We start from the raw sequence: 12,941 nt of genomic DNA, 5'->3' as shown, positions 1-12,941 counted from the left end.
TGGCTCATATCATTCAGTGCTGAGGTGGGCTTTATTCATGATCACGGCTGGCCGGAGAATGGGCAACCCCCCTAATTCGGAGTGATCGTAATGCCTGTTTCTACTGTGGCAGCTTTGCAACTCGGTTCGTTGCCGGACGGCAAGGCGGCAACCCTTGAACAAATCCTGGGCTACGAGGACGAGATCAAACGCAGCGGCGCGCAATTGGTGGTCATGCCCGAGGCGCTGCTGGGCGGCTATCCCAAAGGCGAAGGCTTCGGCACACAACTGGGCTACCGCCTGCCCGAGGGGCGCGAGGCGTTTGCCCGTTACTTTGCCAACGCTATTGATGTGCCAGGCGCTGAAACCGAGGCGCTGGCCGGCTTGTCGGCGCGCACCGGCGCCAGCTTGGTCCTGGGTGTGATCGAGCGCAGTGGCAGCACGCTGTATTGCACCGTGCTGTATTTCGAACCCTCGGGTGGTCTGGTGGCCAAGCATCGCAAGCTGATGCCCACCGGCACCGAACGGCTGATCTGGGGCAAGGGCGATGGCTCCACCTTGCCAGTGATCGACTCCGCAGTAGGGCGTCTCGGTGGCGCGGTGTGCTGGGAAAACATGATGCCGCTGTTACGCACGGCGATGTACGCCAAGGGCGTCGAGGTCTGGTGCGCGCCAACAGTGGATGAGCGCGAAATGTGGCAGGTGAGCATGCGTCATGTGGCCCATGAAGGGCGCTGTTTTGTGGTGAGCGCGTGCCAGGTGCAAGCTTCGCCCGAGGCATTGGGGCTGGAGATTGCCAACTGGCCAGCAGGCCGTCCGTTGATTGCTGGCGGCAGTGTGATTGTCGGCCCCATGGGCGACATCCTCGCGGGGCCGTTGCTGGGTGGGGCTGGGCTGTTGACGGCGCAGATCAACACCGATGACTTGGTGAAGGCGCGGTACGACTATGACGTGGTGGGGCACTACGCTCGCCCGGATGTGTTTGAGCTGACGGTGGATGAGCGGGCCAAGCCGGGCGTGCGCTTTGTTACAGACTGAACCGGGTCTAAATGTGGGAACGGGCGTGCTCGCGAAGACGCTGTGTCAATGGGTGCAGGTGTGACTGACCCACTGCCATCGGGGGCAGCCCCCTCCCACAGTTGATTTCAGCGTTTGGGTCATTGGGATTCCAACCACTCCTCGCGGGTCATCTCCCAGATATCCCGTGGGAAGGTGCCTTCGACAAACTGCCCCTCATCGGTCCTGATCAAGCGCATCCCCGTACGCTCGGAAATTCGCCGCGACCCCAGGTTGGGCGCTGCCTTGGGGACACGCATCACGGGGCGTTGCAGCACGCCGAACCAATAGTCGGTCACCGCCGCGCTGGCTTCGGTCATCAATCCCTGGCCTTGCCATGCGGGCGCCAGCCAGAAGCCACGGTTGTTATCCACTTCATCCATCAGGCTGACGTTGCCGATCAGTTGTTCAGGCGCGGTTTTGAGGCGGATTGACCAATGCCATTCCTCGCCCCGTGCCATGGCCGGCAAGGCCACGTTTTGCAGATAGGCGAGGGCGCCCTCAGCCGGGTAGGGCCAGGGCACGAGGGCGTTGAGGTAACGCACCACGTCCCAGTGGGGAAAGTGCTGTTGGACGGCGTCCGCATCGTCCAGCGTCAGCGGGCGTAGGATCAGGCGTTCGGTGTAAAGGGTAGGCAACGCATCCATGTTGCAGAAACTCCAGGTTTACCAAGTGGCAGTATTGGGTAGGTCCAGGGTACCGCGATCCACAAACCGCATCGTGCCAAACAGCCCACCCGCGAGTTTGCCGCGCAGCACATACGGCAGATTGTTCAAGCTTTGGGTCTGGCTCAGGCCCAGGGTCTGGCGCAACACCGAGAACGCAGAAACGCTGACGGGGACCCTCAGAACGGCCTCGGAAAAGCGTGGGATGCTTCCGGCCTGATCACTGACACCCGACGCCAACGGCCGGCCATTGACCTCCAGGTCCAGGGCCACGCCGTTGTAGTCGATCGCCATTTCATTGGGGTTTTGCACCCGCAGTTTCACGACGAAGCGCACTTCCAGTTCCTGGCTTTGCAGTGGCTCGATGCCCACCACATTGATGTTGACCGGGTCGCGGTTGGGGAACAGCGCGCAGGCGCTCAAGGTCAGCAGCAACAGTGATAGAACCATGAGCTTGCGCATACAAAGGTGCTCCTATTTCGTGACGTCCGGGTCCTGCATCACTTTGAGGGTGGAGGACTCCGGATCAAATTCATCTTCTTGCAGTTCTATGAACTCTTCCGGCAGGAAAATGTTCAGCAGGATCGCACAGAACGCGCCCACGGTAATCGGCGACTCGAAGATGTTGTGTAGGGCTTTGGGCAGGTCACGCAGTACTTCCGGCACGGCGGCGACGCCCAGGCCCATGCCCAGGGAGATCGCCACGATCAGCACATTGCGCCGGTGCAGCCCGGCTTCGGCGAGGATCTTGATGCCAGCCACGGCCACCGTGCCGAACATGATCAGGGTTGCGCCGCCCAGCACCGGCTTGGGCATCAGTTGCAGCACCGCGCCGATCATCGGGAACAGCCCCAGCAGTACCAGTAAACCCGCGATGAAGTACGCCACGTAGCGACTGGCCACGCCGGTCAGCTGGATCACGCCGTTGTTCTGCGCGAAGGTCACCATCGGCAGGCTGTTGAACGTGGCCGCCATCGCCGAGTTGAGGCCGTCGGCCAGCAAGCCGGACTTGATGCGCTTGATATACAGCGGACCCTTGACCGGCTGCTGGGAAATCATTGAGTTGGCTGTCAGATCACCCGCCGCTTCCAGCGGCGAAATCAGGAAGATCACTGCCACTGGGATAAACGCCACCCAGTCGAACGAGAAGCCGTACTTGAACGGCACCGGCACGCTGATCAAGGGCACGTGGGGCAAGGCGGCCAGGTCGACGCGGCCCATCCACCAGGCGACCACAAAGCCCAATGTCAGGCCGATTACGATCGAGCCCAGGCGCAGGAACGGGTTGTTGAAGCGGTTGAGCACCACGATGGTCACGAGCACCAGCGCCGCCAGGCCCATATTGCTCGCGGCACCCAGGTCACTGGCGCCGAAGCCACCGGCCATGTCGGTGACCGCCACCTTGATCAGCGATAAGCCCATTAAGGTAATGATGGTGCCGGTGACCACCGGGGTGATCAGCTTGCGCAGTTTGCCGATGAATTGGCTCAGGACCACTTCGATAAACGCCGCGAAAAAGCAGATGCCAAAGATGGTCGAAAGGATTTCATCGGTGCCGCCGCCCCGGGCCTTGACCATGAAACCCGCGCTGAGGATCACGCTGATAAACGAAAAACTGGTGCCTTGCAGGCACAGCAGCCCCGAACCGATCGGGCCGAACTTGCGTGCCTGCACAAAAGTGCCGAGCCCCGACACAAACAGCGCCATGCTCACCAGGTACGGCACTTCGCTTTCCAGGCCGAGCACACCGCCGACGATCAGGGTTGGGGTGATGATGCCGACGAAACTCGCCAGCACATGCTGCAACGCGGCAAAGATCGCTGCGGTGAAGTGTGGGCGGTCTTCCAGGCCGTAGATCAGGTCGGATTTATAGCGCGGGCGGGGGGCTTGAGCGTCAGACAAGTTGAGGGCTCGGGTCAGAAAATGGAGGCGCAGGATGCCAGAAACCGCTAGTCGTCAGAAGTGTAAAAAAATATTTATGAACCCCCTGCATAAAATGCTGCAGCCGGCCGATACCGTTTATAGGCCCACCCCTCAATAACAACAGTGGGCCAAGGTCTGAGCGGTGCGTTGACACCGGCGGATCGTTTCGCGGCAGGGACGCGCGCAAACACTACTCCTGAGAGTCTCGCCTATGTCCCTCCGTCACCTGAATATCGCCCCTCGTGCTTCTCTGGGTTTCGCGTTCATCGCGCTGTTAGTGGTTGTTCTTGGAGTGTTTGCGGTCAACCGCATGACCCTGATTCGCGAGGCGTCAGTGGCCATGAGTGCCAACCTGCTGCCCAGCGTGACGTACCTGGGCACGATCACGGAAAACGTGCTGCGCCTGCGCATCCTGTCCTTTCGCGTGCTGGTCAACCGTGAACCGGCCGCTTTGCAGGAAGCAGAAACCCGCATCGGTGTGTTGGCCGACAAGGTCAAGACCGCCCAGGCCGGTTACGCCACGCTGCCCGCCGGGCCGGAAGAGGCGGCTTTGTACAAGACATTTGGTACGACCCTGGACAACTACCTCAAGGCCCAGACCGACATGCTGACCCTGTCCAGGCAAGGCAAGGTCGATGAAATGCGTGCGCTGATCAACACCCGGATCAAGGACGGCACCGATCAGATGGGCGAACAGCTGAACAAGTTGATTGCCATCAACGCCGCTGACGCCAAGACCGCCGACGCTGAAGCTGGGCGAGGGTACGACAGTGCCATCACCGGCGTGATTATGGTCTCGGTCGCCGCCGCGTTGCTCACCGTATTACTGGCCTGGTTGCTGACCCGCAGCATCGTCACGCCGTTGCGCAAAGCCGTGACCGTGGCCGAAACCATCGCCGCCGGCAACCTCAGCAGCACCATCGCAGACGACGGCAACGACGAACCGGCTCGCTTGATCGGCGCCCTGGCCGCGATGCAAGCGAACCTGCGCCAGACCATCCAGCACATCGCCGGTTCGGCCACCCAACTGGCGTCTGCCGCCGAGGAGCTCAGCGCGGTCACCGAAGAAGCCTCCAAAGGCTTGCAGCAACAGAACAATGAAATCGATCAGGCGGCCACCGCGGTTAACGAGATGACCGCCGCAGTCGAAGAAGTGGCACGTAATGCGGTGTCCACCTCTGAGGCGTCCAGCCAGTCGAACCAGGCTGCACGGGAAGGGCGCGACCGGGTGGTGGAAACCGTCGGCGCGATCCAGACCATGACCCAGGACGTGCAGAACACCGCCGCGATGATCGAAGGCCTGGCCACTCAGGGCCGCGATATCGGCAAGGTGCTTGATGTGATCCGCGCGATCGCTGAGCAGACCAACCTGCTGGCGCTCAACGCCGCCATTGAAGCGGCCCGCGCCGGTGAAGCCGGGCGTGGCTTTGCGGTGGTGGCGGACGAAGTGCGGGCCTTGGCTCACCGCACCGCGCAGTCGACACAGGAAATCGAAAAAATGGTCGCCGGCATCCAGAACGGCACCGGTGAAGCGGTGCAATCGATGCAGCAGAGCAATCAACGTACCCAGAGCACCCTGGAAATGGCCCGCGCCGCCGGGGTGGCGCTGGAGCAGATTACCCAGTCGATCAGCCTGATCAACGAGCGCAACCTGGTGATCGCCAGCGCCTCGGAGGAACAGGCTCAGGTGTCCCGCGAGGTGGACCGCAACCTAGTGAATATCCGCGACCTGGCCACCCAGTCGGCGGCGGGGGCCAACCAGACCAGCGCTGCCAGCCATGAACTGTCACGCCTGGCGGTGGATTTGAACGGGATGGTGGCCAAGTTCGTGATCTGACCCACTGTGCAAAGCAATCAAATGTGGAAGGGGGCTTGCCCCCGATGGCGGTGTGTCAGTCAAGATATCTATAACTGATCCACCGCTATCGGGGGCAAGCCCCCTCCCACATGTGTTCTACGCAGTGTTAGAAACTAGTGTTTCCAGGCATCTGGGTTCACCAGGTTTTTTGGCCGTTCGCCCGCCAATGCCGCCAGCAGATTATCCACCGCACAGGTGGCCATCGCCTCCCGCGTCTCATGGGTCGCCGAGCCGATATGCGGGGTTGCCACCACGTTGTTCAAACGCAGCAACGGCGAGCCGTGATCCAGCGGTTCCTTTTCGAACACATCCAGCCCCGCTGCCCGAATTGTGCGCTGCTGCAACGCCTCGACCAGCGCCGCTTCGTCGACCACCTTGCCCCGCGAGATATTGATGAAGATCGTCTCGGGGCCCATCCGCGTAAACTCTTGCGCGCCGATCAGTTTTTCGGTTTCAGCCGTAAGCGGCAACGTCAGGCAGACAAAATCGGCTTGCTCCAGCAAGTCGTTCAAGCTGCGGTATTGCGCGCCAAAGCGTTGTTCCACCGCCGGCTTGGGCGAATGGCTGTGGTAGATCACCGGCATGCCAAAGCCAAAATGCCCGCGCTGGGCCAGGGCTTCGCCGATGCGGCCCATGCCGATGATACCCAGGGTCTTGCCGTGCACATCGCTGCCAAAGTGCGAGGGGCCGATGTTTTTGTTCCATTGGCCGGCGCGCACCATATCAGCCAGTTCCACCACGCGCCGGGCGGTGGCGAGGATCAGCGCGAAGCCGGTGTCGGCGGTGGTTTCGGTCAGCACGTCCGGCGTGTTGCTGAGCAGGATGCCGCGTTGGGTCAGGTAGTCGATGTCGTAGTTGTCGACCCCGACCGACACGCTGGCTACCGCCTCCAGGTGAGGCGCCAGATCCAGCAATTTGGCATCCAGGCGCAGGCTCGCGCCCAGCAGGCCATGGGCGGTCGGCAGGGCGTCGCGCAGCTTGGCCAGGCCGGTGTCGTCCAGGGCTTCGATCAGCGTGACCTCGGCCTGTTCATGCAGGCGGGCCATCAGCGGCGCGGAGAGTTTCTTGTACAACACCACAGACTTTTTCATTGGGCTTTTACCTTCAATTCGAGGGTTTGCAGGGGCACGCGCTCACGGTCGCTGGCGCCTGGCTTGAGGAAAATCGTCAGCACCACCGCCAGCATCAACGCACCGCTCATCAGCAGGTACGAAGCGCCGGGTGAACCCGTGCTGCTATTGAGGTAGCCCACCAGGTACGAACCGCCGAACGAGCCGAGCGCGCCCATGCTGTTGATCAGCGCCATGGCGCCGCCGGCGACGTTGGCGGGCAGGATTTCCGGGACGATCGCGAAAAACGGTCCATAAGGCGCATACATGCAGGCCCCGGCAATCACCAGCAGGGTGTAGGACCACCAGAAGTGTTCGGCGCCGAGTACGTAGGAGGCATAGAACGCGATGGAGGCAATCAATAGCGGCGGCCATACAAAGCGTTTACGTTTTTGCAGTTTGTCCGACCCCCAGCTCACCACCAGCATGCCGATCACTGCCGCCAGGTACGGCAGTGCCGACAGCCAGCCTGCTTCGACCATGTCCATCTGCAAACCGGCCTTGAGGATCGACGGCAGCCACAGCACAAAGCCGTACACGCCGATGCTCCAGCAGAAAAACTGCAGCGCCAGGATGATCACCTTGGGCGAGCGGAACGCTTCGGCGTAATTTTTAACCGCCTTAATGCCCACCTGTTCGGCGGCGAGGGCGGTTTCCAGGCTGTGCTTTTCGCTGTCGCTCAGCCACTTGGCATCCTTGGGACGCTCATCGGCCAGCTTCCACCAGATAAACGCCCACAGCACCGCGGGCAGGCCTTCGATGATAAACATCCAACGCCAACTGAAATGCTGCACCAGGTAACCCGACACCACCGACATCCACAGCATGGTCACCGGGTTGCCGAGGATCAGGAAGGTGTTGGCCCGCGATCGTTCGGCGCGGGTGAACCAGTGGCACAGGTACACCAGCATCGCCGGCATCACTGCGGCTTCGACCACGCCGAGCATGAAACGAATAACGATCAGCATGTAGGCGTTGGACACCACGCCGGTCAGGGTGGCCAGGCCGCCCCAGAGGATCAGGCTGACGAAAATCAGTTTTTTAACACTGCGCTTCTGCGCGTAGATCGCACCCGGCACCTGGAAGAAAAAGTAGCCGAGGAAAAACAGTGCGCCCAGCAACGACGACATGCCGGGAGTGATCATCAAGTCTTCGGCCATCCCGGAGGCGGCGGCGAAGCCGTAGTTGGCGCGGTCCAGATAGGCCAGGCTGTAGGTGATAAAAACGATGGGCATGATGTACCACCAACGACGGGTGGCGAATTTCACGGTTTCCATAAGGTTGCTCCTGAGCTTGTTGTAGTTGTGGCAACAGGGTGTGGGTCACGCAACGGATCGGGTGGGTAATTCAGCGCGGGTGGGCAGGCCTTCCATATCGCCACGGCTTTGCACGGCGCGGCTGCCGATCCAGTTACCGCGCTGTACCGCCTCGGGGAAACTCAGGTTTTCCAGCAGGGCACTGATCATGCCCACGGCAAACCCATCGCCGGCGCCGACGGTGTCCACGACCTTGTCCACCTGTACGGCGGCGACGAAGCCTTGGTCCAGGTGGGTGCGGTAGTAGGCGCCGTCCGGGCCGAGCTTGATGGCCACGGCTTCGGCGCCCTGGTCCAGGTAGAACGCGGCGATGTCGGCCGGGTCGTCGAAACCGGTAAGCAGGCGGCCTTCGCTCAAGCCCGGCAACACCCAATCGGCCAGGCCGGCGAGGGCGTTGATCCGGCGGATCATCTGGGCTTGGCTGGCCCACAGCGACGGCCGCAGGTTCGGGTCGAATGACACGCTGCGCCCGGCCTTGCGCATCTGGGTCATCAACTCGACGGACAGTTCACCGGTGGCCTCGGACAACGCCGGCGGAATCCCGGTGGCGTGCAAATGACGGGCTTGCAGCAGCGCCGGGCTGATGGCGGCGATGGACAAATGGCTGGCAGCCGAGCCTTTGCGGAAATACTCCACCTGGGGATCGGCGCCGGCTTCTTCGCGGGACTTGAACTGAAAACCGGTGGGGTGCAGCGGGTCGACGGCCACATTGCGGCAATCCAGGCCTTCCTTTTGCAGGGTGTCGACCACGTAGCGGCCGAGTGAGTCGTTGCCTACCCGGCTCAGCCAGGCCACGTTGAAGCCCAGGCGCGACAGGCCAATGGCGACATTGCTGTCGGCTCCGGCGATGCGTTTGTGAAACTGGCTGACCTGCGCCAAATCACCGGTCTGCTCGGCGACGAACATCGCCATGGTTTCACCGAACGACAGGATATCGATCTCAGACATGGGCATTCTCCTGGCGGGGTTGGCCGAGCAGGGCAAGGGTGGCGACCTGTTGGGCGGTGACATCAATCAGGTCATCGCCTTGCAGCGGAAATTCCACCGCCCGCGTAATGCCTTGAGTCATGTGCTTGAGCAGTTGTTCCCACAGGTGCAGGTCGGTGGCGCCAGGCGGCAGCGCGACCAGCTTGCCGTCCGGGCGGCGGGCCACGGCCTTGCAGTGCAGGTAGTCCACATGCCGGCCCAACAGGCGCGCAGCGGTGAGGGCGGATTGGTCCTGCCATTGCCAGTTGCCGATGTCGAAGGTCATTTTCACCGGCAGGCCCAGGCGCTCGACCTCGGTGAAGAACCGCTGCATGGGCTCTATGCGCCCGCCGTGCAGAGTCTGGTCGTTTTCCACCAACAGATGGACCGGGTGGCGGTTGAGCAGGGCGTGCAGGCTTTCCAGATCGTTAGTGTCGGTGAAGTAACCGAGTGAGACTTTCAACCAGTGCGCGCCAAAAGCCTGGGCGCGGTCCAGAGTCGCGTTCAGTTCGGCGTTGGGTTGGGCGCGACCGGCGACCCACAGTTCCAGGGGCGATGAGAACACGGCTTCCAGCCCTTTTTCGGCAGCGGCCTGGGCGAGTTCGGCGGCGTTTTCGCCGGTCAGCAACTCTTCTCGCCACTCGATGCGTTGGGCACCGGCGGCGGCCAATAGCTGGACAAAACTCAACTGGCCTTGCTGGCGGACCAAGTCGGCGCCGTAGCTCGAAAGGCTGATGGAGACGGGGTATTTATGCATTGTTGTTTACCTCTGAAACCGGTTTCATTTTTGTGCAAAAAAATTATCGACGGTGGGTAGAACCGCGAACGATCAGTTGTGGCAGGAAGTCCAGGGTGCGCGTGGGTGCATCGTCACCGCGCAAGCGCTTGAGTAGGCAGTCGAACGCGCTGGCGCCAATTGCCTCGGTCGGCTGGGCGAGGGCGGTGATGCCGTTGCCCACCAATGGATACCAATCCAGGTCATCCAGGGCGATCAGGCCCACGTCTTCAAACAAGTTGCAGCCCAGCGTCTTGAGCGCATGAGTACAGGCCAGCGCGGCGACGCCGTTGGCACAAAACACCGCCTTGGGGCCGGGCTTGGCGAGAAAATTCTTTAGGCCGGTTTCGAGGTTGCCATCCAACTCCAGCACCGCGCCGGTCAGCGCCGGGCGCCGGGCAATTTCGGCCTTGAAACTGCCCAAGCGTTCTACCCGTGAACTGGTGCCATCGGCGGCTTCGCTCACCAGCAATACCTTGCGATAACCCTGTTGTTCCAGATGCTCCACCGCCATGCGCACTGCTGCCGGGTTATCCAGCCCCACAAGGTCGCTGTGCAGCGGCTCGACCTTGCGGTCCACCAGCACCAGAGGCATTTCTCGTTGCAGTTCCAGCAGTTGGTCGAGGTGATGGCCGAGGGTATTCACGATCAGCCCTTCGATGTTGTACGAGCGCAGTGCAGCCAGGTGTTGGCGTTCCTGCTCGTCGTCGCGGTCGGTGTTGCACACCACCAGGCTGTAGCCGTGCTGGCGGCAGGCGGTTTCGACGCCGTGCATCACGGCAATGGAATAGGGGTTGCGGATATCGGCTACCAGCATGCCGATCAGACGGGTGCGGCCACGTTTCAGGCCACGGGCCATCTGGTTGGGGCGGTAGCCAAGCTGTTCGATGGCTTGCTCGATGCGCAAGGCAATGGCATCGGAGAGCAGGGCACGGTCGTCGCCGATAAAGCGCGACACGCTGGCCTTGGATACACCGGCGTGTTGGGCGACGTCGAGCATGGTGACGCGAGAGCGCTGGGCATCGGAAAAGGAAGTCACGGTAGAGCCTTTTTTATTAGTTTGGAGGTTGCCTTGAAACCGGTTTCAGGAAACACCAACACAACCCTTGCGTCAAGGGGGCGCTCGTCGGGAGGCTCCTGTGGAATCCGACGAAAGGGGTCGCCTACCTGTTACTTATGACAGTATCCAGAGGTTCGAAATGGGCGCTTAATTTGATCCAGCCATGGTTTTCTACCTGTCTGTCTGAGCATCAAGGAGCGCACGATGACGCTTTCGAAGACCACCCAAAAATCCTTCTGCGGCCGTTCAGGAGGGCAGGTATCGTCACTTGAGGCCGCTGTAGTAGTGGATGCCATTGAGGGTGATCCAGTCGGATTGATTCCCACTGAGTTTTTGTACCACCCGATAAAAATTCAGTTGAAGAACATCTGGAGGTTCCCTGCCCAAGAGGGTGAGACGGACTATGTCCACTTCTTCATCAAACCTCATACGCCTGAGCCAGCCTATCCGCTGACACCGATTCCATTAGAAGGGCCACTGAGCCAGGAAGACGATTTCCCTGTGGAGCTGACCATAGGCGGAAATTGGCTGAAGATCAGCGGCTCCTATGACCTTACCTATTATGTTGACGGACCCGGCGGCATAGAACACTGCCCATATACCACGACCTTCACACTGGACTGGATACCGCCCGGTGGGACAGGGCCTTTGCAGCCTGCGACCTTCATAAACAACGAGATCATCCAGCACGGCGTCACTGAAGAGTATTTGAGCAAGTATGAGAACACGGGTCTGCGTATTCCTAGGTATATAGATGCCCAACTCCGTGACGATATATTGATTTTTTTATTATTGAGCGAAGAGTCGAACCCTTTCGAGGCCAACTATACGTACACGCTCACGACTGTTCAGGATCTGTTGCTAGTCACTCTGCCTTCTATTTTGTTTCGACAATTACCGAATGGCCCGCGGTTTATTCGTTATGGCCTGCGTGACCAGGCAGGTAACCAGCAGACCAATTATTCGGGGCCTACGCCCGTCTACATCAATTTGAAACCGTCTCCAAGTGGGCTTAAACCACCCCAAGTCCTTGCCTACGAATTTGACGGCCTGATTGATCGCGCGGATGCACGTGCGGGCGTCAGTGTGAGGTTTGAAGCCTATTTCGATTGGGATCCGGCAGACGAGGTAGTGGTCAGCTGGGACGGTATTGTTCTGGCAAGAGAGGGGGTCGAGGGTTTCCCGAAAGTGGTGCCGGTGCCCTGGTCTACGTTGATCCAGAAGGGTTACCTGCAGACCCATCTACCGGTCCAATACTTCATTTATCGTGCAGGCGTTCCGACGGCCATTCCATCGCCCGTGCGGCATGTCGATGCCGACTTCCGGGTCTTTGGCGTGGATCATGATCAGGCACCTGATGAGTTGAATCGACACTTGGAGCGGGTCGAGATTCGCGGTGCGGTTTCCGATACGGCCAACCACTTGGATTTCAGTGATTCGGATCAACCTGTCACGGCGACCGTCGCTCTGCCCGACGGTCCGAGTGTCGGTAAGTGGTTGGACTTGTATTGGGGAGATAAAGAAGAGCCAGTGGCCTCCTATCATGTACAGCCCGGGGACGTAGCAGGGGCCTTGGTGACATTTACCCCTATTGCCTGGTCGGTGGTTGCTGAAACACCCAATAACCCGGCGTTCCCAGTGAGTTATCGAACCCGTAATGGTGTGAATGATCAACTGGCGCCCAGTCAACTGGTGAATATAAATATAGCCCCGCCAGTTAGATTTCCTCGGCCGGAATTTCCACATGCAAACAGTAACGCCTGGTTGAACTGTGACACCGACCCACCCATCTGGGACGGGGTTCGTGTTCACGTGCTCAAACATCCTGATATCAAGATAGGGGACGAAGTGCGGCTGAAATGGCAGGGTACGCTTGGCTTCGGCGGCAACCAGCCTATCCCGGAAACCACTGAGGTGTTTGTGGATTATTGGTCGGCCGCCCATGAGGCTCAGGGTTATTACGAATGTGTCGTGCCTTATGTTCCTTATGTAAAACCCATGAAAGACGAGGCAGGCGCTTATGCTGAGTTCACGGTATGGCGTAATAAAACTCGCATAGGCAGCTCATCGATTCGTTATATAAAAATTGATCGGCGTAAATCACATAGTTTGCCACTGTTTTGTGGACCTGGTGGTGATGGTCCGGACTAAAAAGCGAAGTTTCCATTCGTGGCTGTGAAGGGTAATTAAAGATTAATTGATCGTTCTTCATCGTGCTTGATTTGAACTTGGTT

11 protein-coding genes are annotated in these 12,941 nt (G+C 60.0%); 3 read left to right on the top strand and 8 right to left on the bottom strand.

Annotated elements, in window-relative coordinates; translation table 11 throughout:
- The first annotated feature begins 90 nt into the window (after window positions 1-90).
- Window positions 91-1,017, top strand: a complete 927-nt coding sequence (locus tag ACVWXD_RS12160; RefSeq protein ID WP_032887037.1) for a carbon-nitrogen hydrolase family protein — start codon at window positions 91-93, stop codon at window positions 1,015-1,017.
- Window positions 1,018-1,136: 119 nt separating this feature from the next.
- On the opposite strand, the gene ACVWXD_RS12155 is transcribed toward ACVWXD_RS12160, so the two are convergent.
- From ACVWXD_RS12155 to ACVWXD_RS12145, 3 genes are read right to left on the bottom strand one after another with little or no spacing between them, the layout of a single operon-like run.
- Window positions 1,137-1,682, bottom strand: a complete 546-nt coding sequence (locus ACVWXD_RS12155; protein ID WP_457371065.1) for a GNAT family N-acetyltransferase — start codon at window positions 1,680-1,682, stop codon at window positions 1,137-1,139.
- An 18-nt stretch (window positions 1,683-1,700) separates the two neighbouring features.
- The gene (locus tag ACVWXD_RS12150) at window positions 1,701-2,162 is read right to left on the bottom strand and encodes an LEA type 2 family protein (RefSeq protein WP_457371064.1); all 462 of its coding nucleotides are present in this window, start codon (window positions 2,160-2,162) and stop codon (window positions 1,701-1,703) included.
- A gap of 12 nt (window positions 2,163-2,174) precedes the next feature.
- Window positions 2,175-3,602, bottom strand: coding sequence for a nucleobase:cation symporter-2 family protein (locus ACVWXD_RS12145; protein ID WP_099602898.1), 1,428 nt, complete (start codon window positions 3,600-3,602; stop codon window positions 2,175-2,177).
- A gap of 232 nt (window positions 3,603-3,834) precedes the next feature.
- Here ACVWXD_RS12145 and ACVWXD_RS12140 point away from each other — a divergent pair, with 232 nt between their 5' ends.
- Window positions 3,835-5,460 carry a methyl-accepting chemotaxis protein gene (locus tag ACVWXD_RS12140; protein WP_286817827.1) on the top strand — a complete coding sequence of 542 codons (1,626 nt, stop codon included), beginning with the start codon at window positions 3,835-3,837 and terminating at the stop codon, window positions 5,458-5,460.
- A 134-nt stretch (window positions 5,461-5,594) separates the two neighbouring features.
- On the opposite strand, the gene ACVWXD_RS12135 is transcribed toward ACVWXD_RS12140, so the two are convergent.
- The 5 genes from ACVWXD_RS12135 to ACVWXD_RS12115 are packed head-to-tail and all read right to left on the bottom strand — an operon-like array spanning window position 5,595 to window position 10,686.
- Window positions 5,595-6,572 (bottom strand): 2-hydroxyacid dehydrogenase, encoded by a 978-nt coding sequence (locus ACVWXD_RS12135; RefSeq protein WP_099602897.1) that lies wholly within the window; start codon window positions 6,570-6,572, stop codon window positions 5,595-5,597.
- A complete protein-coding gene (locus tag ACVWXD_RS12130) occupies window positions 6,569-7,867 on the bottom strand; it encodes an MFS transporter (RefSeq protein ID WP_032887028.1) in 1,299 nt (432 codons plus the stop codon). Before ACVWXD_RS12130 ends, ACVWXD_RS12135 begins: the two co-directional genes overlap by 4 nt.
- A gap of 45 nt (window positions 7,868-7,912) precedes the next feature.
- The gene (locus ACVWXD_RS12125) at window positions 7,913-8,854 is read right to left on the bottom strand and encodes a sugar kinase (RefSeq protein ID WP_122757134.1); all 942 of its coding nucleotides are present in this window, start codon (window positions 8,852-8,854) and stop codon (window positions 7,913-7,915) included.
- Window positions 8,847-9,629: a sugar phosphate isomerase/epimerase family protein gene (locus ACVWXD_RS12120; RefSeq protein WP_181643688.1), complete on the bottom strand. Its 783-nt coding sequence runs from the start codon at window positions 9,627-9,629 to the stop codon at window positions 8,847-8,849. Before ACVWXD_RS12120 ends, ACVWXD_RS12125 begins: the two co-directional genes overlap by 8 nt.
- Window positions 9,630-9,672: 43 nt before the next feature.
- On the bottom strand, window positions 9,673-10,686 hold the full coding sequence (locus ACVWXD_RS12115; RefSeq protein WP_311736257.1) for a LacI family DNA-binding transcriptional regulator: 1,014 nt from the start codon (window positions 10,684-10,686) through the stop codon (window positions 9,673-9,675).
- A 225-nt stretch (window positions 10,687-10,911) separates the two neighbouring features.
- On the opposite strand from ACVWXD_RS12115, the gene ACVWXD_RS12110 reads away from it, so the two are divergent.
- Window positions 10,912-12,858 (top strand): hypothetical protein, encoded by a 1,947-nt coding sequence (locus tag ACVWXD_RS12110; RefSeq protein ID WP_401380966.1) that lies wholly within the window; start codon window positions 10,912-10,914, stop codon window positions 12,856-12,858.
- Window positions 12,859-12,941: the final 83 nt, after the last annotated feature.

The organism is Pseudomonas sp. TE3911 (genome assembly GCF_054062775.1).
Note: the sequence above shows the minus strand (reverse complement) of the source record. Positions and strands in the feature narration are given on the sequence as shown.